Origin of the sequence: Flavobacterium sp. GSP6 (assembly GCF_003984855.1) — a bacterium.
Lineage (GTDB): Bacteria > Bacteroidota > Bacteroidia > Flavobacteriales > Flavobacteriaceae > Flavobacterium.
This window is the reverse complement of sequence record NZ_RYDO01000001.1, coordinates 59,439-82,431: the sequence shown is the minus strand read 5'-3', so window position 1 is coordinate 82,431 and position 22,993 is coordinate 59,439. Positions and strand designations below refer to the sequence as shown.

The 22,993-nt window shown below is 35.6% G+C and carries 23 protein-coding genes; 19 read left to right on the top strand and 4 right to left on the bottom strand.

Annotated features, from left to right (window positions below; all coding sequences use genetic code 11):
• The first annotated feature begins 33 nt into the window (after nucleotides 1–33).
• The 3 genes from EKM03_RS00340 to EKM03_RS00335 all read left to right on the top strand — a co-directional run bounded on the left by EKM03_RS00340 (nucleotide 34) and on the right by EKM03_RS00335 (nucleotide 1,838).
• On the top strand, nucleotides 34–573 hold the full coding sequence (locus EKM03_RS00340) for a 3-hydroxyanthranilate 3,4-dioxygenase (RefSeq protein WP_126451913.1): 540 nt from the start codon (nucleotides 34–36) through the stop codon (nucleotides 571–573).
• 452 nt (nucleotides 574–1,025) lie between these two features.
• The gene (locus EKM03_RS15055; protein ID WP_199734592.1) at nucleotides 1,026–1,196 is read left to right on the top strand and encodes a hypothetical protein; all 171 of its coding nucleotides are present in this window, start codon (nucleotides 1,026–1,028) and stop codon (nucleotides 1,194–1,196) included.
• 102 nt (nucleotides 1,197–1,298) lie between these two features.
• Nucleotides 1,299–1,838, top strand: coding sequence for a DUF4375 domain-containing protein (locus EKM03_RS00335; protein ID WP_126739684.1), 540 nt, complete (start codon nucleotides 1,299–1,301; stop codon nucleotides 1,836–1,838).
• Between the two features lie 122 nt (nucleotides 1,839–1,960).
• On the opposite strand, the gene EKM03_RS00330 is transcribed toward EKM03_RS00335, so the two are convergent.
• On the bottom strand, nucleotides 1,961–3,568 hold the full coding sequence (locus tag EKM03_RS00330; RefSeq protein WP_126739683.1) for a DUF1501 domain-containing protein: 1,608 nt from the start codon (nucleotides 3,566–3,568) through the stop codon (nucleotides 1,961–1,963).
• A 12-nt stretch (nucleotides 3,569–3,580) separates the two neighbouring features.
• On the bottom strand, nucleotides 3,581–5,401 hold the full coding sequence (locus EKM03_RS00325) for a DUF1800 family protein (RefSeq protein WP_126563497.1): 1,821 nt from the start codon (nucleotides 5,399–5,401) through the stop codon (nucleotides 3,581–3,583).
• A gap of 353 nt (nucleotides 5,402–5,754) precedes the next feature.
• Between EKM03_RS00325 and serS the strand changes: the two genes are divergently transcribed.
• From serS to EKM03_RS00260, 13 genes are all read left to right on the top strand, one after another.
• A complete protein-coding gene (gene serS / locus EKM03_RS00320; protein WP_126739682.1) occupies nucleotides 5,755–7,026 on the top strand; it encodes a serine--tRNA ligase in 1,272 nt (423 codons plus the stop codon).
• Between the two features lie 29 nt (nucleotides 7,027–7,055).
• Nucleotides 7,056–7,637, top strand: coding sequence for a TIGR00730 family Rossman fold protein (locus tag EKM03_RS00315; protein WP_126451916.1), 582 nt, complete (start codon nucleotides 7,056–7,058; stop codon nucleotides 7,635–7,637).
• Nucleotides 7,638–7,690: 53 nt separating this feature from the next.
• Nucleotides 7,691–9,469, top strand: coding sequence for a tetratricopeptide repeat protein (locus EKM03_RS00310; RefSeq protein WP_126563496.1), 1,779 nt, complete (start codon nucleotides 7,691–7,693; stop codon nucleotides 9,467–9,469).
• A 50-nt stretch (nucleotides 9,470–9,519) separates the two neighbouring features.
• Nucleotides 9,520–9,831 carry a DUF4286 family protein gene (locus EKM03_RS00305; RefSeq protein WP_126451918.1) on the top strand — a complete coding sequence of 104 codons (312 nt, stop codon included), beginning with the start codon at nucleotides 9,520–9,522 and terminating at the stop codon, nucleotides 9,829–9,831.
• Nucleotides 9,832–9,882: 51 nt separating this feature from the next.
• A complete protein-coding gene (locus EKM03_RS00300) occupies nucleotides 9,883–10,260 on the top strand; it encodes an ORF6N domain-containing protein (protein WP_158614907.1) in 378 nt (125 codons plus the stop codon).
• A gap of 116 nt (nucleotides 10,261–10,376) precedes the next feature.
• Nucleotides 10,377–11,156 carry a 16S rRNA (adenine(1518)-N(6)/adenine(1519)-N(6))-dimethyltransferase RsmA gene (gene rsmA, locus EKM03_RS00295; RefSeq protein WP_126457893.1) on the top strand — a complete coding sequence of 260 codons (780 nt, stop codon included), beginning with the start codon at nucleotides 10,377–10,379 and terminating at the stop codon, nucleotides 11,154–11,156.
• A complete protein-coding gene (gene mgtE, locus EKM03_RS00290; RefSeq protein WP_126552959.1) occupies nucleotides 11,146–12,498 on the top strand; it encodes a magnesium transporter in 1,353 nt (450 codons plus the stop codon). Before rsmA ends, mgtE begins: the two co-directional genes overlap by 11 nt.
• A 170-nt stretch (nucleotides 12,499–12,668) precedes the next feature.
• Nucleotides 12,669–13,445 carry a pyrroline-5-carboxylate reductase gene (gene proC, locus EKM03_RS00285; RefSeq protein WP_126739681.1) on the top strand — a complete coding sequence of 259 codons (777 nt, stop codon included), beginning with the start codon at nucleotides 12,669–12,671 and terminating at the stop codon, nucleotides 13,443–13,445.
• 414 nt (nucleotides 13,446–13,859) lie between these two features.
• Complete coding sequence (locus tag EKM03_RS00280; RefSeq protein ID WP_126739680.1) at nucleotides 13,860–14,399, top strand: hypothetical protein; 540 nt, start codon at nucleotides 13,860–13,862, stop codon at nucleotides 14,397–14,399.
• Between the two features lie 2 nt (nucleotides 14,400–14,401).
• On the top strand, nucleotides 14,402–14,599 hold the full coding sequence (locus tag EKM03_RS00275) for a hypothetical protein (RefSeq protein ID WP_126451923.1): 198 nt from the start codon (nucleotides 14,402–14,404) through the stop codon (nucleotides 14,597–14,599).
• Nucleotides 14,600–14,749: 150 nt separating this feature from the next.
• Entirely contained in the window at nucleotides 14,750–15,847 is a 1,098-nt protein-coding gene (locus tag EKM03_RS00270) for a YbjQ family protein (protein ID WP_126739679.1), read from the top strand.
• A 145-nt stretch (nucleotides 15,848–15,992) separates the two neighbouring features.
• A complete protein-coding gene (locus EKM03_RS00265; protein ID WP_126739678.1) occupies nucleotides 15,993–16,373 on the top strand; it encodes a Dabb family protein in 381 nt (126 codons plus the stop codon).
• Between the two features lie 64 nt (nucleotides 16,374–16,437).
• Nucleotides 16,438–16,854, top strand: coding sequence for a hypothetical protein (locus tag EKM03_RS00260; protein ID WP_126451926.1), 417 nt, complete (start codon nucleotides 16,438–16,440; stop codon nucleotides 16,852–16,854).
• Between the two features lie 70 nt (nucleotides 16,855–16,924).
• Here the strand turns inward: EKM03_RS00260 and nhaA are convergent, their stop codons facing one another.
• Nucleotides 16,925–18,094, bottom strand: coding sequence for a Na+/H+ antiporter NhaA (gene nhaA / locus EKM03_RS00255; RefSeq protein WP_126451927.1), 1,170 nt, complete (start codon nucleotides 18,092–18,094; stop codon nucleotides 16,925–16,927).
• Nucleotides 18,095–18,238: 144 nt separating this feature from the next.
• Here nhaA and EKM03_RS00250 point away from each other — a divergent pair, with 144 nt between their 5' ends.
• Together EKM03_RS00250 and EKM03_RS00245 are read left to right on the top strand one after the other, a co-directional pair.
• Nucleotides 18,239–19,186, top strand: coding sequence for a 2-hydroxyacid dehydrogenase (locus EKM03_RS00250; RefSeq protein WP_126561314.1), 948 nt, complete (start codon nucleotides 18,239–18,241; stop codon nucleotides 19,184–19,186).
• A 443-nt stretch (nucleotides 19,187–19,629) separates the two neighbouring features.
• Complete coding sequence (locus tag EKM03_RS00245) at nucleotides 19,630–19,911, top strand: TM2 domain-containing protein (RefSeq protein WP_126451929.1); 282 nt, start codon at nucleotides 19,630–19,632, stop codon at nucleotides 19,909–19,911.
• A 275-nt stretch (nucleotides 19,912–20,186) separates the two neighbouring features.
• Here the strand turns inward: EKM03_RS00245 and EKM03_RS00240 are convergent, their stop codons facing one another.
• Nucleotides 20,187–21,989, bottom strand: a complete 1,803-nt coding sequence (locus EKM03_RS00240; protein WP_126457917.1) for a lysophospholipid acyltransferase family protein — start codon at nucleotides 21,987–21,989, stop codon at nucleotides 20,187–20,189.
• Nucleotides 21,990–22,188: 199 nt separating this feature from the next.
• Here EKM03_RS00240 and EKM03_RS00235 point away from each other — a divergent pair, with 199 nt between their 5' ends.
• Nucleotides 22,189–22,950 carry an exodeoxyribonuclease III gene (locus EKM03_RS00235; RefSeq protein WP_126457920.1) on the top strand — a complete coding sequence of 254 codons (762 nt, stop codon included), beginning with the start codon at nucleotides 22,189–22,191 and terminating at the stop codon, nucleotides 22,948–22,950.
• Nucleotides 22,951–22,993: the final 43 nt, after the last annotated feature.

The following is a 22,993-nucleotide window of genomic DNA, read 5'->3' as shown; positions in this document are numbered from 1 at the left end:
TTAGTACCTTAAAAACTTTGACCTTCAGAAAAAATGGCAATTGCAAAACCTTTCAACCTCAATAAATGGATTGACGAAAACCGTCATCTGCTGAAACCACCCGTTGGTAATAAAAATTTATACACGGAATCCGGTGATTATATCGTCATGGTTGTTGCCGGCCCAAATGCCAGGAAAGACTACCATTACAACGAAACTGAAGAATTGTTTTACCAGCTTGAAGGCTCCATCAAAGTGATTATTCAAGAAGATGGGGAACGCAAAGAAATGGAATTACACGCCGGTGATATGTATCTTCATCCTGCTAAAATCCCTCATTCTCCGGTGCGTTCCGAGGGTTCTATAGGACTTGTCATCGAAAGAAAAAGAGCTGGAAAAGGATTCACGGACGGATTGCTTTGGTTTTGTGATACTTGTAATCATAAGCTGCACGAAGTCTATTTTGAACTTCATAATATCGAGAAAGATTTCCTGCCTCATTTTGAACAGTTCTATACTTCTACAAAGATGCGAACCTGTGAAAAATGTGGAACCATAATGGAAACCGACACCAGATTTGTAGCCAAAAAATAATTTTAAGTCGCTGCTTAGCATCAGTTCGCTTCCTTCATGTCCCAATATTTCTGAAAATTATATGTTTTTGGCAGCAAAAAACAAAATATTTTTTAGGATAAGAACAGCTCGCGACTTGTCTGTACTACGGAGAAATTGTTTGTATTTTTTGGAGCTATTTCCCGCTATTCGTTGCAATCCACGCCCAAAAGCGTGGGATTTCCACTGCTATCGGGGCTAGGGGATTTGGTATTTTCAGTCACAGCAGAGCCAAAAGCATAAATATTTTTAACATTATGACTTTTGCATAATGTTAAAAATTCCGCTAATCTCATTTGTATAGACTCTTTCATTTTCATAAAGTTAAGATAGTTTATTTTTTTAAAAGATATTTTCTGTTTTATAGATAACAAATCCAGAAAGAGTGGTCTCTTTTATATCTTTGTAACGGTAATTAACAAAGTTTCTACATTATGGCAAAAGGACCCGAAAAAAACACCAAAAATAAGGCGTTGCATACCAAATTGCTCAATCGGAAAAAGACCAAACTTCAAGAAGAAAAAAAAGAAAAAGCGATGCGTTTGAAAGCGTTGGTTACCAAAATGAATCAGAAAAAGCGTAGTGACGAATCTGATGTCAGTTAAATGGTTGCGCTAATCAATCGGTGCTAATCTGTGGCTAAAAAAACATTTCGATTCTTCACTATTTTGCCCGAAATTTGCAGCACATATTCAAATACAAAACCTATGGAATTCGGTAGAATAATTATTTCAGAAACAGCAATGAACAGTGGAAATCTCCAAGATGTAATTCACTCTAATATATCGGTAATCAACTTAATGCGTGAGGAAGGCGTGAACGATGATTTGATTCACGAAGATGCCATAATGAGTTATTATTTAGACTATTACACGTCGCAATATACTGAAGGAAATTTTGCTCAATTTGTTCACAATTCGGGTTGGGATAAAGAACTAAACGAATTGATCGAAGAAGGTTTGGCTTTGATTGGTGCTGAAAAGCACTTGGAATTGTTTCAACAACAATCCAAAAAAGTGAAATTAATTAGCAGTGTCAAGCTGAATAAATTCCTGAAAGGAAAACTCGAAGGCGTAAATCCTACTCGAGATTTGCTTAACAACGACACTTTTTTCGAAATTGAAGAAAACTTGATTACGTTGAATGCTACTTTCTTAAAAACACACCCAGATTTTGAAGTTCTTTCTGTAGATGATATGTTTGCAACCTTAGAAGAATTTGTGGGACATGAGATTAAAAGGGAGTAGTTATTTTACATAGAAAAAGTACAAATAAACGTGGAGAGAGTTAAAGTATAACGTAGCGAATCTCTGTGTTTTACATTTGTGTTTTTCTATGAAGTAACTTAAAGCATTCCATTCTTAATCTATCAAGACACAATCGCTTTGGTGTGAAATTTATAGTTGTTGTATTCTATTTCTAAGATGTAGATTCCAGATGCCAAGGTATTATCTGGCGAAAATGTTAAGGTATTTCCATATACTTTGAACGATTTTTGGAAGACTTTTGTTCCTTGAATCGTAAACAACTGCACATTTATGTAATCACTTAAACTGTCTTTAAAATTAATATTGATAGTATTGTTTATAATTGGATTTGGATAAACAACAAAAAAGTGCTCATTTTCATAAGAAACGGTGTCTAAAGTTGCAGTTTTGAACAGGGCTAATTTTGTAAAAGTGCCACCCAAAACTTCCGCAGTTTGTGCTTCACTCATACACAACCAATCTTGCATAATCGAAGAATAAATTTGTCTAAAGTCAAATTGCATCGCAATCTGGTCTGAAACGGTTGGGTTTAAAGGTATGTTTGGTGAGGTTCCCATCATTCCTGAAACTGGATTTTGAGCGGTTATAGCACTAGATCCAGTATTCAAGGCGGCTCCAAAGAAAATTACAGGCGCTCCAGCTCCATGATCGGTACCAAGGCTACCGTTGCTTTTAATTCTTCGACCAAATTCGCTAAAAGTCATTCCTGTTACTAAATTTGATTTCCCCATAAGCTCTAAATCTTGTTGAAATGCATGTATTGCCTGCGATAAAATACTGAGATTTGTAGCATGAGCACCTTTGGTCTTATCAGCAGCATCCACTTGACCACTGTGTAAATCAGATGTATTAGGGTGATTGACAATGTAAATAGGAGTTTGTAATCCGCCGTTGATTAATTTAGCAACAATTTTTAATTGATCACCTAGTTTATTAGCACTGGGATATGTTGCGGTTTGTGACTGAGCAGTGTTAAAAGCAGTTTGTATTGCAGTGCGATACACATTGCTTTGGTCTTTCATTAAACGTAAAAAAGTCAACTCCGTTCCGTAATCAGAATTAGGTGCGGGATCCGTAATTTGATTAATAACGTTCAAAAGTGCATTTGGATCCGGAGCATTATAACCCATATTAATAGTAGGTCCTTGTAAAGAAAAAGGCAAAGTAGAACCTATTTGAATAGCCAATGGATCAGGCATGGCGCTATTAGGATAACCAATAGGGAAATTAGGATATATGGTATCTAGCGATCGTCCTAGCCAGCCATCATCAAGGGTTTGATTGCTATTAGAAGCTGTAAACCAAATATCAGTTGCTCTAAAATGACTGAAACTTGGATTGGGATAGGAAACCCCTTGAATAATCATTAATTTGCCATTATCATGCAAAGTTTTCATTTCAGACATTGCAGGGTGTATGCCAGTAGTGGTATTATTGGCCAGTGGCAGAACAGAATTTTGGTTCATCAATATATTCGAACGTGCGTTATTTAAATTTGTCCATTTATCTAAAGGGAAAACGGTATTTAACCCATCGTTACCGCCATTCATTTGAATGATAACCAAAATTTTCCCGCAATTTACCGCTGCGTTTGCCAAAACATCTAATGCATTACTTTCAATTGAAGCTGACGCCATTACAGGAATTCCATTCAAAGCTAAAGGGATGGAGGCTAATGCACTTGTTTTTATAAAACTTCTTCTTTTCATAACTTCAAAAGATTACATTAATTGGTATTCAGCAAGTTGAGTAAGAGTCACAAGCAAGGATTTAAGTCGAGATTTCACAATGTTTCTATTGGTTGTATTTGACGTGTCATTTAGGTAAAGTGTCCAAGCTGAGGTCCAGTAATCATTGCTTGTTTGATTGGAAAGTAGCGATTGAATTTTTATTTGCTCTTTTTGTGTACTACTAATATCAATGGGCAGTAAGTACTGTATAGATTCAGCAACTAATAAATCTGGATTAGCACAAATAGCAGGACTAAATTGTTGAATAAAACCTATTATATCTACTTCTATCCGAGTTGTGAGCAAGTTGTAAGTAAGATTGTAACCGTTGAAAATTTTATTTAAGAAATCGAATCTTTTTTGAGTGGTACTGGAATTGATCCAATATTCATGAAAAGACGGATTTTGATAAAAAGCAACCCAACCGGAAACATTTGGAATTTTCCCCATAGTTTGTTCTAAACCGCTCAAAACAGTATTGTTGAAGTAACTCCAAACTCTGTATTGTGCTTCAAAATTAGTTGCGTCTGTAACCGTATAATTCAAGTTAAAAGTCCGCAAACTACCAATGACCAGATCAAAAGGCGATTTAATGTAAACGCCTCTATTGGCCATATCATAAAAATGTTGGCTTTTGAAAAGTTGGTTTAATACCGGTGCGATTTCCCAATTGTTAGCTACAAATGTTTGTGCTAATGGTTTAATGATGTTTGACTCTATTGTGGCATCGATATCGTAATAGATAAAATAGCGATATAATCGGCGGCAAATATATTCTGAAACTACTTGTGATTTAGTGAAAATCATATCAATCAAAGCATCTAACTCTGAAGCACCAGCATTGCTAATAACGATATTGTTAAAAAACGAGGAGAACTGCTTATTGCTCGTATCATGAAAATTGGTGTCAAAATTAGTGCTGGGTGTTGCTGTATTTAAATTTACAACTCTCCATCCTGTTAAAACTTTTGCTGCTTGTAACACATCAGCTTCAGTATACTGGCTTAATGGGTCTTTTCCTAGAGTAAAAAGCTCCATAAGCTCTCGTGCAAAATTCTCGTCTGGAGATGTTTTTGTGTTGGCTTGATTATTTAAATAGTACATCATAGCGGGCTGTGTAGCCATTTTTCTGATCAGTGTTTTGTAATTTCCAAGCGGATTATCTCGAAACATTTTCATGTAGGAGTACAATATGCGACATGAATTACTGCCCGCATACGAAAATGGTGTACTGCGTACGGTGTCAAAATCTACTGGAATAAAATGATACCAAAACCAAGTCATTTTTTCCTTAATAGTCAAATTTTGATTACAAGCTAAACCAAAATTCCACTGTGATAATGAATCTATTCTTCTCGAGTTAGTGGTATTGGTTCCCGCAGGCAATGGGTCATTTGTCCAGTCAGCTCCGTAGGGCAAGTTGCTCTCATCTGGAGAATAATTATTGTATGAATTTACGGGAGGCGCAGGCGCAGTAGTGCTGATGTTCAACACGGCATTGACTGCATTTGTCATATTTAAAGCGAGTAACACATCAACATCGGCTTTTCTAAAACCATAACCAGTACGTTTTAGCAAATGCAGTACTTCTTGCTTGCCCCAACTACCGCTGTAGGGATTTAATCCACTGTTAACAGGAACTACTCTATCGGTAAAAGCCGATTTTGTAGCGCTTTTAACGCTTTGATATCTTCTGCCTGTAAATATTTTTCGGGAATATTTTTCAAATAATGGATCTTTGGTATCCTGATTAATTTTTAATTTATTTAGTATTAAATTAAATAAATTTCTACGGTTAATAGTATTACTCATAACGATTTCAAATTTGATTTGTACAATCGACTCCCTACTACTTTATTATTTTCTAATAAGTAAAAATAGCTACTCAAAATTATGTTTTTTTACAATACGTTCAACGTGCTATAAATGTTGTACTTAAATAATGTATTGTTCAAATTGCTGCAAAAATTTATAATCGGGTCATTAAAACTACACAAAAAACTTTCTCGATTATTTATTTTATTTAAATCTATAGGCGCGCAAAAAATGGCGGTGCAATTCCCCTTTTTAATTCGATTTTTGATAAAATTTTTATCTCATACTACCAAACATTTCCCTAAATTTGCTTCCATTAATATATAAGTTAGCGTTAAAAAAATCAAGCTATGTTACAAATCGCATTTATTAGAGAGAATCAGGAAAAAGTAATCACCGCTTTGGCAAAGAGAAACATCGATGCTACAAGTGTTGTTGAAGAAGTGGTACAACTGGATGAAAAACGTCGCGCTACGCAAGTGGAGCTAGACAGCATTTTATCCGAATCTAATAAATTATCCAAGGATATTGGCGAATTGATGAAAGCGGGAGAGAAATCTAAAGCCGCAATCTTAAAAGAAAAAACTGTTTTAAATAAAGAGAAAAGCAAGAAATTAGCCGAAACTGCTGATGCACTTGCCGCTGAACTTTTAGAAAAATTATATACCTTACCCAATCTTCCTGCTGATATTGTTCCTATTGGAAAAACACCGGAGGAAAACCTGAACGTTTTTGAAGAAGGGGAAATCCCAGTTTTGCATGAAGGCGCGCAACCACACTGGGAATTGGTAAAAAAATACGACATTATCGATTTTGAATTGGGAGTAAAAATCACAGGCGCAGGATTTCCGGTTTATAAAGGAAAAGGAGCAAAATTACAACGTGCTTTGATCAATTATTTTCTGGACAAAAATACCGCTGCAGGATATAACGAAGTTCAGGTGCCACACATGGTAAACGAAGCATCTGCTTATGGAACGGGACAATTGCCCGACAAAGAAGGGCAAATGTACCATGATAAAACGGATGATTTATACTTGATTCCAACTGCTGAGGTTCCAGTAACGAATTTGTTTCGGGATGTAATTTTAAACGAAAGTGAATTACCGGTTTTGACCACGGCTTACACGCCTTGTTTTCGTCGTGAAGCAGGTTCTTATGGTGCGCACGTACGTGGATTGAACCGTTTACATCAATTTGACAAAGTCGAGATTGTTCGTGTAGAGCATCCCGATAAATCGTATGCAGCCTTGGACGGAATGGTGGAGCATGTAAAAAGTATTTTGCAGGAATTGAAATTACCCTACAGAATATTGCGTCTTTGTGGCGGCGATATGGGATTCACAGCAGCGTTAACCTATGATTTCGAAGTGTTTTCTACTGCACAGGACCGTTGGTTAGAAATCAGTTCGGTTTCTAATTTTGAGACTTTTCAAGCAAATCGGTTGAAATTACGTTTTAGAGATAAAGATGGAAAAAATCAATTAGCGCATACCTTAAACGGAAGTTCATTGGCTTTGCCAAGAGTTTTGGCAGCACTTTTAGAAAATTACCAAACTCCGGAAGGAATCGTAATTCCTGAGGTTTTGCGTGCGTATTGCGGATTTGATAGTATCAATTAGTTAAAACACTACTGAAAAATATTTTGTTGATGAAAAAGATTACGGTGTTCTGTGGCTCCAGTTTTGGGAATGAAAAAAATTATGAGGTTCAAGCGATAGTACTGGGACAGGTAATGGCTAAGAAGAACATTGATTTGGTTTACGGTGGCGCAAAAGTGGGTTTAATGGGTGCGGTTGCTGACGGTGTTTTGAGTGAAAACGGAAAAGTATTTGGTGTTTTACCCCGTTTTTTGATGTCTAAGGAAGTGGCTCACGATAATTTGACCGAGTTAATCATTGTGGAAAGTATGCACGAAAGAAAAACCAGAATGAATGAATTAAGCGATGGCGTAATTGCATTGCCTGGTGGATTTGGAACTTTAGAGGAGTTTTTCGAAATGCTCACGTGGGGGCAACTCGGACTTCATAAGAAACCCATTGGGATTTTAAACGTTGATGGATTTTATGATTTATTATTGCAATTCATCCAAAAAATGGTTGATAACGGTTTTTTAAAAGAAATCAATCAAAAGATGATTTTGGTTAGTGATAATGCGGAAGAATTGCTGAACAAAATGGAAAATTACACCGCACCGGAAGTTGGAAAATGGATTAAAAAGGGAAATGAATAAAGACACGAATATGTATTCCAACACCTAATCTGAATTAGAAAAACAGATAAAAAATGAAAAAAATCGTTCTCTTAATACACCTGTTTTTATCGCTATTCGCTTTCGCCCAAAACGAACAATTGGCACAGTATTATTATGACAAGGGCGATTTTGAAAAAGCCAAAATCAGTTATGAAGAATTACTGCAAGAGATTCCATTAAACTCTCAGTATTTTTTAAGAATAATCGATTGTTCACAGCAATTGCAAGAGTTTGAAAGTGCCGAAAAAGCCATTCAAGAACGACTTGACAAGTACAATCAAGGAAATCTTCTGGTAGAATTAGGATATAATTTTCAGTTGCAAAAAAATGATGATAAAGCCAAGATGTACTACGATCAGGCATTAGACCGCATCAGAAAAAATCCAAATCAAGTGTACGGAATTTCAAACACTTTTGAGCGAAAAGTGCTACTTGAATACGCGCTGAAATCCTACCAAATCGCAGTAGAATTAGAGCCTAATTTTAATTTCAATTATCAAATAGGATTGCTTTACGGTCAATTGTCTAATATAGAAATGATGATTTCCACTTTTCTGGATGAAGCGTTTGCTAATCCTCAAAACTCCATTCGAATCCAAAATCAACTGGTTCGTTTTATGGCTGATGAAGGCGATGCAAATTTCAATGAATTGTTGCGTAAAGCTTTAATTGTAAGGACGCAGAAAAATCAAGACATTTTTTGGAACCATTATCTGAGTTGGTTTTATGTGCAGGAAAAGGAATTTGGGAAAGCATTTATTCAGCAAAAAGCCATTTATAAACGCAATCCGGAATCGCTAGCTACGATTGTAAATTTAGGGCAACTGGCAATTGAAGAAGAGAATGAGGAAGCGGCAAAGGAAATTTTAGGGTTTGTATTGCAAAACACACTAGATTTAGAATTGCTGATCCAAGCGAATTCGTATTTGATTGCGATGAAAATTGAAAAAGCAACCGAAAAAGACTTTGCCGCGATCAGCAAAGAATTAGACGGTTTGATGAAACAATTTGAAATAAGTCCTTTTACCTTATCTTTGCAGCTGATTCAGGCACATTTCACGGCATTTAAGTTAAAAAAACCGGAGGAAGGAAAGGCAATAATCAAGAGAGCGCTGGAATTGCAATTGAATGATTATCAGGTGGCTGATGCCAAAATGGAACTGGCAGATATTTTGTTGTACGAAGAAAAATTCAATCAGGCGTTGATCTATTATTCGCAGATTGAATTGGACTTGAAGAATGATGTAATGGCGCATGAAGCCAGTTTGAAAGCCGCAAAAACGAGTTATTTTAAAGCTGATTTTGCTTGGGCGTTGAAACAATTTAAGGAATTGAAATCAGCCAATACACAGTTGATTGCGAATGATGCTTTGGAATATTTTCTGTTAATCAATGACAATACCGTCGTTGATTCGACACAAACGGCTTTGAAACAATTTGCCAAAGGAGATTATCTGTTGTATCAAAATAGGAATCAGGAAGCGATAACGCAGTTTCTATCGATTTTAAAAAATCATAAAGGTCAGCAAATAGAAGCCGTGACGTTGTTGCGTTTGGGAAATATTTACGAAGAAACGGGCGATTTTACTTTGGCTTTAAGCCAATATCAAACGATTATGGATCAGTATAGCGATGGGATTTACATAGACGAAGCGCTGTATTTTTCGGCAGAGATATATAAAAAACAACTGCTATTGCCTGATAAAGCGAAACCTTTGTATGAGAAGATTATTTTTAATCATCAGGACAGTATTTATTTTGTGGAAGCCAGAAAGAAATTCAGGCAATTGAGGGGAGATACTAATTTATAAAAAAGTTTAACTGTTTAATCGATTAACCAGTTAACCAATTAAACAAAAAAATGATACTATACAACGTTACTACAAACATACACGAAAGCGTGCACGATCAATGGATGATTTGGATGCAACACAAGCACATTCCAGAAATTCTGGCTACAGGAAAATTCTCTTCGGCAAGAATGGTACGGGTTTTAATTGAAGAAGAAATGGGCGGAGTTACCTATTCCGTTCAATATGTGACGGACAGCAAAGACACTTTGGAGAAATATTATCTGGAGGACGCACCTGCTTTTCGTGAAGAAGGAGCGAAGCTGTTTGGAGACAAAATGCTGGCGTTTAGAACGGAATTAGAATTGATTGCGGATTATTAAAAAAGTGTTCAGTGTTCGTCTTTTTAGTGTTCAGTTTGGGAATAATAAATCTTGAAATGGGAAATTGCGATATTAAGTTCAAATTGTAAAAGTAAATATAATTGGAGGTCGCAATTTGCGACCTCCAATTCTGAAAAGATGGGTTTGCGATATGCTCCGATGGCTTTTACAGAACACGGCGTATTAATGTTATCGAGTGTTTTGAATAGTGAAAAAGCAATTCAAACCAATATTCAGATAATGCGGATATTTACAAAAACGAGGCAAATGCTCTCTGATAATTCGGATTTACGTATTGATTTTGAAACAATGAAAAAGAAAATTGAAAATCAGGGAAAAAACATAGTACTCATTTTTCAATATGTAGATGAACTTATGGAAAAGAAAGAAATCATTCCAGAACGAGGAAAAATAGGATATAAAAAGTAGTTGCAATATTGATTTTGCGATAGTTTTCTGGATATTTAATACAATACAGTAGTGCCTTAGGGACAAAATAAACCTAACAATAAAGTGAGATTGCTTCGTGCCTCGCAAAGACAAACATGGAAAAAGTAAAAGCAAAAAAACACCTCGGACAACACTTCTTGAAAGACGAAAGTATTGCCAAAGACATTGCAGATACATTGAACTTAGAAGGGTATGATGATGTACTGGAGATAGGACCAGGAATGGGCGTTTTGACAAAATATTTGTTGGATAAACCGGTGAACACCTACGTTATTGAAATCGATGCGGAATCAGTGACGTATTTAGACGAAAATTATCCAAAATTAAAAGATAAAATTATTTCTAAAGATTTCCTAAAATACAACATTAACGAAGTTTTTGAAGGAAAGCAGTTCGCAATCATTGGGAATTTCCCGTATAACATTTCGACACAAATTGTTTTTAAAACATTGGAATATCGCCACCAAATTCCGGAATTTGCCGGAATGTTCCAGAAAGAAGTGGCGCAACGCATTTGTGAAAAAAAGGGAACAAAAGCGTATGGAATACTGTCGGTTTTGGTACAGGCTTTTTATGATGCCGAGTATTTATTTACGGTAGACGAACATGTTTTTATTCCACCGCCAAAGGTAAAATCAGGTGTTTTACGTTTGCGCAGAAAAAAAGATTACAGCTTGCCATGTGGTGAAAAATTGTTTTTTACGGTAGTGAAAACTGCTTTTCAGCAGAGACGTAAAACGTTACGAAATAGTTTAAAAACCTTAAATTTGTCGGATAGTTTGAGAGAGGATGAAATTTTCAACCTTCGACCAGAACAATTAAATGTAGCGCAGTTTATAGCACTCACCCAAAAAATAGAAGCCGATGGAGTTTAAAATCAGCAAAGGATTAATTCAGGAATTAGAGCAACTCATTCAAAACAAAAACGACCAGCAACTGGAAGTATTATTGAATGATATGCACCATGCTGATATTGCTGAAATTCTCGATGAGCTTGATTTTAATGAAGCGACCTATATTTTTAAAGTATTAGACAGTGAAAAAACTGCTGAAATTCTTCTGGAACTAGAAGATGATTTGCGGGAAAATATATTAAGCAGGCTTTCGCCAAAAGAAATTGCAGAAGAGTTAGATGAGCTGGAAACCAATGATGCAGCTGATATTATAGCGGAGCTTTCACAAGATTTGAAAGCCGAAGTAATATCAGAACTTCAGGATGTAGAACATGCCAAAGATATTGTTGACTTATTGCGCTATGACGAAGATACCGCCGGTGGAATCATGCACAAGGAATTGGTAAAAGTCAATGAAAATTGGAATGTGCTTACTTGTGTCAAAGAAATGCGCATTCAGGCCGAAAATATCTCCAGAGTCCATTCGATTTATGTGGTGGATGATGAAGACCGATTGAAAGGGCGTTTATCCCTCAAGGATTTATTGACCACTTCTTCCAGAACCCCAATTAATGATGTGTACATCCGGAAATTAAACTCCGTAAAAGTAGATACAGAAGATGTTGAGGTAGCCCGAATTATGCAGAAATATGATTTAGAAGCTATTCCTGTTGTAGATGAATTAGGAAGGTTAGTGGGTCGAATCACTATTGATGACATTGTGGATGTAATCAAGGATGAAGCCGATCAGGATTACCAGTTGGCTGCAGGTATCTCGCAAGATGTTGAGGCAGATGACAGCATATTTGAACATACAAAAGCACGGTTGCCTTGGTTAGTTTTGGCTCTTTTAGGCGGTTTTATCTCCGTAAAAGTGTTGGGATTGTTTGAAGGCGCAATGCTGCAACATGGTAATTTATTCTTTTTCACGCCCCTTATTGCTGCGATGGCAGGAAATGTCGGTGTACAATCCTCGGCAATTATTGTACAGGGTTTGGCTAATAATACGTTGAGCGGATCGCTATTTAATAGATTAGTTAAGGAAGTCTCCCTAAGTTTATTAAATGGATTGATTCTGGCTACAATATTATTTTTAGGAAGTCATTTTCTATTGGATGTTGAAATGATAATTGGCGTTATTATCTGCGTAGCATTAATTTCAGTAATTATTATTGCTTCATTAATAGGGACTTTTATCCCGTTATTGCTGGATAAATTTGGTATTGATCCCGCATTGGCAACTGGTCCGTTTATTACAACCAGTAATGATATTTGTGGCATTTTGATTTATTTTTCGATAGCAAAAATGATTTTAGGGTTTTAAGATAGAAGTAAGAGAAGAGAAAAAGAATAGAGAACAAAGAGAATAGAGAGGAAATACAACAACAAACGAATACATCTATAACTATACAACCAACACTTTTTCCAGACGGCTTGGCTTTCTTTTGGAAAGTCCCAAAGCTTCTGGAGGGGAGAGGAAAAACCACAACCAGCATGAAAGTACACATTATTGGCGGAGGAAACTTAGGAGTTTCTATCGCATTAGGATTATCAAAATTTTCGCCAGATGACCAAGTTACCATAACCCGAAGAAACACCTCCAGCATTCTGTATCTTGAAAAATTAGGAGCAACAGTTTCTACAAATAATATGCATCAGATTCAGGAAGCCGATGTCATTATTTTGACCATCAAACCATACCAAGTAGACACTGTTTTGGCCGAAATTCTTCCCGTAATTTCTAATAAAATCATCGCCTCGGCAGTGAGTGGATTGTCGATAGAAAATCTGCAAAACAAAATCGGTACGGCTAATAGTGCCATCCGAATCATGCCCAATATCGCGGCACAGTTTGGCGCCTCAGCCACCTGTATTGCGTTTAATGAAAAAGACAAAGAGAAGGCGCAAGATGTTGTTTCCCTTTTTCAGAATTTGGGAACCGCTCCTATTATTGACGAAAAATTAATGGATGCTGCAACCGTTTTGGCGGCCAGCGGAACCGCTTTTGCGCTACGCTACATTCGCGCCTCGATGCAAGCCGGAATCGAAATTGGATTTGACTGGCAGACCGCCTTAGCCATCTCGGCACAAACGGTAAAAGGTGCTGCCGAAATGCTACTAGAAGAAAAAGTACACCCGGAACAATTAATAGACCGCGTGACCACGCCGCAAGGTTGCACGATCGCGGGATTGAACGAAATGGAAATGCACGGATTCAGTTCGTCCCTGATACGAGGTATTAAGACGTCATTGAAACAAATCAAGGGGTAAATTTCATTTGGGCGTGCCGCCATTACAAAAAGGGTCCTCTCAGCGTAACTGTTGAGAGGACCCTTTTTTTATTGGCGTCAGGCTATCCGCGCTACTTCGGTAGCTTGCTTCTATCCTTCACGTAGCTCGGATTGGTATTGTATTCGGTTTTCTACATCAGCAATCAAAAATCGTTGATAAAAAATTTGCAATCATTTTATTTTTCACCTAAATGAGGAAAACCGTAAAGAAGTGTGTTTTCTTCTTGATAAATTTGGAGAGAATTAATTTTATAAAATAAATCTTATATTTGAAAACAAACACGGTCGCTTTTCAGACTTAGCAACTCAATTTAGGGTAGATAAGTCGGGCGCTAAAAGCTATATAAACAAGTTAGGTAATAGATAGCTACAGGAAAACTTTTAAAAACAAAAAATGACTGAGAAAGAACAATATATAAAAGATTTGTTTGAAGATTTAAAATATAGCTTATCTAAATTTGATAGTCAATCTTTAGCAATAAGTAGCGGTGCAATAGGTTTATCATTAACTTTCATAAAAGAAATTGTTCCATTCGAAGAATCAAAATATATTTTACTTTTTTATTTTTCATTAGGATTATTTATTTTGACTTTAACACTTGGATTTATAGCTCATTATTTAAGTTTAAATCAAATTTCAAAATCAATCAAAAAAGTTGAAGAAAATAAAGTCTCAGAAATAAAAATTGACAATCTAATTCCTAAAATAAATTTAACAATTGCAATATCATTACCTTTAGGGATATTGTTTTTGGTTTTGTATTGTGTGCTGAATATTGAGAATGTAAGAGGTCATAAAAAGACAGATTTAAATAAAAAAATGACAATTGAAAAAGAATCAAAAAATGGAGAAAAAATATTTACAGAAGGTTCATTGGAAGAATTTAGATATAATGACACCTTAAATAAAAAAACAACTATAAAAATAAAATAATTATGAGCGATAAAATAAACAAAGAACAATTAAATGAGATTCTTAAACAAAGATTAGGAAATCAAGACAAAATTGAAGAAAAAGCAATGTTTCTAAGACAGCCTCCAAGCTCACTTACTAACCAAACTATCACAACAAATACAGAAAATAACAATCAAAATCAATCTAGTTCTACTGAAAACAAGGATGAAAAAAAATAAATGCCATCTCCTAAGAGCTCTCAAACGACAGCACAAAAAAATGACTACAAACTAATTTAAAAGTTAAAATATAAATTATAATGTATACGAGCGAGACGCTAGCACTAGCTACGAAAAACAATCATTTAGAAATCAAATAAAAATTTAAAAATGGCAAACCCTAAAGATATTTTGGTAATAACAACATCTTCAGCAGAAGGTTTGAAAATAAAAAAACATTTAAAACCAGTTTCAGCTCATATTGTTGCAGGAACAAATTTATTTAGTGATTTTTTAGGAGGATTGACAGATGTTTTTGGTGGTCGTTCAAGCTCTTATCAAAAACAATTATCGTCACTTTATAATGAAGCTATTGAGAGAATAAAACATAATGCTCACGAGATTGGTGGAAATTGTGTCATTGGTTTAAGTATTGATATGGATGAAATATCAGGAAAAGGAAAATCAATGTTTATGTTAACCGCAATTGGAACTGCGGTTATTATTGAAAGCGATGAAAAGTCAAACTCACAATCAAATACAAATGAAAAGTTTGAAAATGTTGGAGTTGAGAGAATCAATAATTTAAGACAAAGAAAAAATATTATTAAAAGAGCTGAGAATAGAGAACTAGATTACGATGATGAAACATGGAGTTTTATAACTTCGAATCAAGTTCAAGAAATTTTTACTTTCTTATTAAAAAGATTTTCTCACACAATTGAAAACTTTCAGTCAATGCCAGACTCTTATAATGTTTTCAATAAAAATTTTATAAGTTACATTGACTCTTTGGAGGAAAACAAAAAAACAAGTTTACTTTATGACACAATCGAAACTGATAATAATCAGCAAGTTGCTTTATATCTATCTAAAGTAATCAAGGAATTAAACCTATTTGATTATGAAAAAAACATGAGTTTACTTAAAAATTCAGATTTCAAAAAACAAAAAATTGGAATAAGAATATCTGCTTATGACAAATCATTTTATGGTAAAAATGACATTGAAGATCTAAATCAAACCAAAAATTTTATTTTTACAACTTTTAAAGAAAGAGGTGAAATAACAACTAAAAAACAACTTTTGTTCTCAAAAGAAAAAGATGTTTGGAATTGTGAATGTGGAAATAAATCAAATGAAATTGGACAATATTGTGGGACTTGTGATAATGATATATCTGGATTTAAAGAAAATGAAATGAAACCAAATGAAATAGTGAAATATATTGAGCAAAAAATGGAATTGATAAGTGAATATATAAAATAACGAACAGCTACTCCGTAATTTTTTCGTTATATAAACTGCGCAAACGGCTCCGACTTTAAGCAATTTTTTTCTTAAAAGGGATGAATATTGACATTTCATATTTGTATTAACACTCAAATAAATCTTATATTTGAAAAAAACAACCATGAAAAAACTACTCCTATTAATCCTTATTTTAATTTCAAGTTATACTGTGAATGCGCAAAAAGACGAACAAAAACAGCTCCTTAAGCATGTGGTGATGTTTGGTTGGAAACCCGGTACAGATGCAGCAGCAATTGACAAAGTAGTCACTGCTTTTGGAAACTTAGAACATAAAATCAAATTGATCAAAGCGTATGAATGGGGAATTAATAACAGTCCTGAAAACCTGAATAATGGTTTGACCCATTGTTTTGTGTTGACTTTCACCAGTAAATCCGACAGAGATGCATATTTAATTCATCCGGATCACAAAGCTTTTGTAGCTGTTTTGAGTCCGGCACCAGATAAAGTTACCGTAGTAGATTATTGGACGAATAAGTAAACAGAAATCGCAGTAAATAATCAAAGAACAATTTTTCTGCATAGTAAACCGTAAAAAATAAAACATGAATCAGAGCACAATTGTTTTCAGAATGTCTAAAAGCAGTGGTATTTACAATAAATCCAATCGCTATGTAGTACGTATTGATAGCAAAACGGAGTGTGAAATGAACTACAGCAACAACCGGAAAGAATACCGTGTTTTGCCCGGAAAACATACCATAGAAATTGGTGATGGGACTTCTTTTCAAACAGAAGAGATAGTGCTAAAGGCGGGAGAAACGAAAGTACTGAGCATAAATCCCAGTCTTACGTACAATCTTGGATTCGGAATACTGACCGGAATGGTGGTAACCGGTTTGGTTATTCAATTTGCAGTACTTCAAAAATTTTCTCCCGTGATGATTATTCCATTCATGCTTTATTTATTTATTAAAAAAAGAGATTTTAAAAATAGTTTTGCGATAAGTTATTCAAAATAGAAGCAATTATTGAACATAAAAAAGCCTCGTTTAATTGCTTAAACGAGGCTTTTTAGGATCACAATATGTTTTATACTAGTGCTGTTTTCTTCTTTTTAGATTGTTTTCTTAAGGTATATTTCAACCAGAAGAAACCCGTCAGACCAGCAACAAAAGAAGCAATCAGAATGGCAATTTTAGAGTATGTAATAACCTCTTTACCACTTTCTTTGAAAGCAAGAAGGGTAATGAAAATGGACATGGTGAACCCAATTCCACCAAGCATTCCTGCCCCAATTATTTTTTTCCAATTTAAATCTTTGGGCAACGTGCAAATGCCTAAACTCACTCCTAAAAAGGAGAAAAGCCAAATTCCAAGAGGTTTTCCCACCACAAGTCCCAGCATGATCCCAATTGTATTGGTATGATTCAATCCTTCTGACCAATCAGAACCAATGGCAATACTGGTATTGGCGATGGCAAAAAGCGGCAGAATCAAAAATGCAACCGGTTTGTGCAAAAAATGCTGTAATTTATAAGATGATGTTTTCTTGCCTCCGTCTCCAAACGGAATGACAAAAGCCAATAACACTCCGGTAATTGTGGCGTGAACACCTGAATTCAGCATAAAATACCACATAGCAGCACCCCCAATTAAATAGGGGATAAGGTTGTGAACCTTTCTTTTGTTCAGGATAAATAAACCACCCATAATGGCAAAAGCAATAAACAGATTGGTAAAAGCAATTGTTTTTGTATAAAAAACAGCAATTACCAAAATAGCCCCTAAGTCGTCAATTACAGCAAGGGCAGTAAGGAATACTTTCAGCGAGGTAGGAACCCGATTTCCTAAAAGCGATAAAACTCCAATTGCAAAGGCAATGTCAGTAGCCATAGGAATACCGGCACCATTTTGTGTGGGTGTTCCAAAATTGAGCAGTAAAAAAATTCCTGCCGGAACAATCATCCCGCCTAAAGCACCAAAAACAGGTAAAGTGGCATTTCTAATACTCGACAATTCTCCTTTGTAGATCTCCCGTTCTAGCTCTAAACCAATCAAAAGAAAGAAGATAGTCATCAGTCCGTCATTGATCCAGTGGGTGATCGAATGGTTGCCGACATTGGTTTCCCAAAAGGCAATATAGTCAGTTTGAAAAGGGGAATTAGCAAATAGAAGAGAGAGTATCGTAACTAGGAGTAATAAAAGACCTCCCGCTTTTTCGTTTTCAAAAAAGGCTTTGAATGTTTTTGTTAATCTCATTTGTTGTTTTTCTTTTCCTATAATTAATAGTATAAATGATGAATAGGAATTCTGCAAATTTAAGCTTTTGAAAGCTAATTTCCGTTCTTAAAAGTATAAACCGTAATTTTTTTGTTTCTTTGATGTAGCAAAAACAAAGCAATTATGACCATCAAAATACTTCATATCGACAGCAATCATTCCTTACTGTGGAATGAATTGCAAAAATCCGGGTTTATCAATCACAGTGATTTTACTTCTTCAAAAGAAGAAATCGAAGCTAAAATTCAGGATTATCAAGGAGTTGTGATTCGAAGCCGTTTCAAGATTGACAAAACATTCTTGGACAAAGCTACTAATTTGCAATTCATCGCTCGCGTTGGAGCCGGATTGGAAAGCATTGATTGCGAGCATGCAGCATCTAAAAACATTACACTTATTGCCGCTCCAGAAGGAAATAGAAACGCTGTTGCTGAACACACCTTGGGTATGATCTTATCCATTTTTAATAAATTGAATCAAGCTGACAGCGAGATACGAGCAGGCCATTGGAACCGGGAAAGCAATCGCGGTCAGGAACTTGACGGTAAAACCGTTGGAATTATCGGGTACGGAAACATGGGAAAATCATTTGCCAAAAAACTCCGTGGTTTTGATGTCGAAGTCTTGTGTTATGACATTCAGGAAAATGTGGGTGATGCTAATGCGAAGCAGGTTTCCTTAGCAGAATTTCAGCAAAAAGTAGATGTAGTGAGTTTGCATGTTCCATGGACTTCCGAAACAAATAAAATGGTGAATGCTGATTTTATCAATGGATTTCTTAAGCCTTTTTGGGTTATTAATACCTCTCGAGGCAAGAATATTGTCACTGCCGATTTGGTTACTGCCATGCAATCCGGAAAAATTCTCGGAGCAGGTTTAGATGTTCTGGAATATGAGAAGTTGTCTTTTGAAACCCTTTTTAACGATAAAAACACACCAGAGGCTTTTCAGTATTTGTTGAAAGCCAAAAACGCAATTCTGACGCCACATATTGCCGGTTGGACTTTCGAAAGCCATGAACGATTGGCACAAGTGATCGTTGATAAAATAAAAGCAAAGTATCTTAGATAGGTAAAATTTGTCGTGCCGTAGCAGCGCAATACGGGAATTGGAGTTTCTTCTTTAAAGTAAAAATCCCTAAAACTCGTCGCTTGTTGCGAAGATAACATATTGGTTTAAAGCCAATTCGTATCGTTTTACTTTTTGGTGGAAAGACAAAATGGGAAGGATTGTTCTATCCAATGGCAGCCGTTTATGGATGGTACCAATCATTTTAAGCCAAGCGAAAAACGGTTCGTGCAAAATTTTACAGTTGATGATTTAGAACGTTTATTGCAAAATTATCAGATGAAGGCGTAATAATTGTGGGCGTTATGGAGGTTTGTAACTCTAGAAAATTCGGATAGATTTTGAATAGTGGAGGAAATAAAACCGAATTTTTGAACCAATTGGTAGAGTGTTTCAATAATTTTTATATTTTTAACCATTGAAAAACAATCTAATACAAATTATTTATGCAAAATTCGAAGATTGAAAATTGGAATAATCCGCTGCCAGTTCGTCAAAACAATAAAAAGCTGCCTGCCGGAATTTTAGCGATACTTTTAGGTCCTCTTGCGATTCATAAATTCCTATTGGGGTATACTACTGAAGGGATAATATGGCTGGTAATTAGTCTTTTTACCTGCGGAACGGTGACATACATTTTAGGTATTATCGAAGGAATAATTTATTTGACAAAATCTGACGAGGAGTTTTACCAAATGTATCAAGTAGGTAAAAAGGCTTGGTTTTAAAACATAAAAAAATCCCGGTTTTAGACTGTCCCCAAAAAGTCAGACACTATTTGGGGGTATTTTTCTACCACAAATTTTACTAATTGCCACGAATTAATTTTGTGCTGATTTGTAAAATTTCTAGCAACTAAGTAATAACCATGGTATAATGTCGTATTTTAAAATCAGGATAAAATTATGTAACAATCTGATTTAAAGCTGTTTTACTTAAAGTTAATTCTTTTGACTTTACGACTTTTAAACTTTCGACTTACTTATTTAATGGGATTCTGAAATTAATCTTCTTTCTCGCTCAGTTTTCGCTCCAATTCTTTCTGGAATTCTTCCATTACGGGCTTCATGGTACTTTCCGGAATGTCTGCAATCCTGATGTACATCAATCCATCTACGGCATTATTAAACAACGGATCCACATTAAATGCGACCACTTTTGCATTTTGTTTGATGTATTTTTTGATTAAAACCGGCAAACGCAAACTTCCCGGTTCCAGCTCGTCGATAATTTTATCAAACTTATTCAAATCCGATTCGGTTTCGTTAAAAATAAAATCCTTATCGGCATCTTTTAATTTTACTTTATACGCTTTTTTGGGATGAATGTATTGCGCAATGTACGGATCATAATAATTGGATTTCATAAATTCAATCATTAGGGATTTAGAAAAATCTGAAAATTGATTACTGATACTCACGCCTCCCAATAAAAATTTATGTTCGGGATAGCGTAAGGTGGTATGCATAATTCCTTTCCAAAGCAGGAAAAGCGGCATTGGTTTTTGTTGGTACTCTTTGATGATAAAAGCGCGTCCCATTTCGATAGATTTGTGCATCATATCATGTAATTCGGGCTCAAACCTAAACAGATCGTTGAGGTAGAATCCATTGATTCCATACTTCGGATAAATTTCTGAACCCAATCCCATTCGGTACGCACCGGCAATCTTATGGGCTTCATTATCCCATAAAAACAAGTGATGATAATATTTATCGTGCTTGTCTAAATCAATAGACTCATTGGTTCCTTCGCCTACTTCTCTGAAAGTGATTTCTCTAAGACGTCCTATTTCATGCAGGATATTTGGAATTTTAGTGGCTTCAGAAAAGAAAACCTCATAATTTTTACTTTGTAAAAGTCGGCAATCGCTATTTCTGGCGGCATCAACTTCGGCAATCATCTTTTCGCTGTTGGCAGCAGTGACAATTGTCTTTGGGCTTTTAGGAATTTTTAAAGTAGGCGTTGGCAAAAAAGGAATTTCTTTCTCAAAAGGATTGGCCAACATGTACGTTTTTTTTCTTAAAAACTCAGAGTATTCCTCTAAAGTCTTGTGCTCATTTTGTTCGCTTACGGAAATTGGTTTACCAATACGCACTTTGATCACACGGCGTTTCTGGCTAAAGACTTCCGAAGGCAGTTTTGCCGTTCTAAAAGTCCCGCTTATTTTAGAAAGCAAATAAAATAATCGACTGTTTTTAGCATGAAAATAAATAGGAACCACAGGCACCTGCGCTTTTCTAATTACTTTGATAGCTCCTTCTTCCCAAGGCTTATCTACCATTAACTTACCATCTTTATAGGTAGAGACTTCGCCTGCGGGAAACATGCCTAAGGGTTTTCCATCGCTTAAATGACGCAGTGTTTCCTTGATTCCCACCACGCTTGATTTAGCATCCTTATGATTTTCAAAAGGATTCACAGGCATGATGTATTTTTTGAGCGGCTTAATTCGGTGTAAAAGAAAATTAGCAATAATCTTGAAATTGGGTTCTCTCTCCAGCATTAATTTCAATAATAAAACCCCGTCAATTCCTCCCAGTGGATGGTTTGAAATCGTGATGTAAGCTCCTTCTTTTGGCAGGCGCTTTAAATCCTCTTCCGGAATTTCAAATTTTATTTGTAAATCATCTAATATTCCATTCAGGAAATTAACATCTTTCAAATGCTTATTTCTGTCGTACATTTTGTTTAAGGTAGAAATCTTTAGCACCTTCATAAGCATCCATCCTGAGAAGGTACCTAGAACTCCATACTTATCAGCATTTATTGCTTTTGCAACTTCTTTGGCGGTTACTAAACCCATGAATTTTTTTCTTTTAAAGCAAGAAACAAAGATAGCAAAAAACTCCATTTTCTCTATTTTTCTGAGTCAAACTTGTACTTTTTTATTACATTTGAAATCGTTATATACACACCATGATTTTTTCTGACAGATTCTAAAAATGCATTTCTAATACCATTTGGGAATTATTTATTTCTACAGAAATTCAAATACACACTTTATGAGAATTATTTCATACAACGTCAACGGAATTAGAGCCGCAATTTCAAAAGGATTTATCGATTGGCTGCAACAGGCAAATCCGGACATCATTTGCCTACAGGAAATCAAAGCCACTGAGGATCAAATTCCTGTGGAGGCTATTGCAAAGGCAGGGTATCCGTATCAATATTATTATTCAGCCACTAAAAAAGGGTACAGCGGCGTAGCGATTCTTTCAAAGATCAAACCTAATAATGTGGTCCACGGAACCGGAATTCACCACATGGATTTTGAAGGAAGAAATCTTCGGGCTGATTTTGATGATTTTTCCGTGATGAGTTTGTACCTGCCATCCGGTACAAATATGGAGCGACTCGACCATAAATTCATGTTTATGGATGATTTTAAGAATTATATTGATGAACTCAAAAAAGAAACGCCAAACTTGATTATCTGTGGCGATTACAACATTTGCCATGAGGCAATTGACATTCATGACCCAATTAGAAACAAGACCGTTTCCGGATTTTTACCCCATGAAAGAACCTGGCTTGACGGATTTATAAAGTCCGGATTTGTCGATAGTTTTCGCCATTTCAACAGTGAACCGCACCAGTATTCCTGGTGGAGTTACCGCGCTGGAGCCAGAGGGAATAACAAAGGGTGGCGCATCGATTATAATTTAGTTGCCAATTCTTTGAAACATAAACTCAAAAGAGCCGTTATTTTATCAGATGCCGTACATTCAGATCATTGCCCGGTCTTGGTAGAATTAGAGTAATCATCTTTAACGCAGCCAAAGGAGGAGCTATTTCCCGCTATCC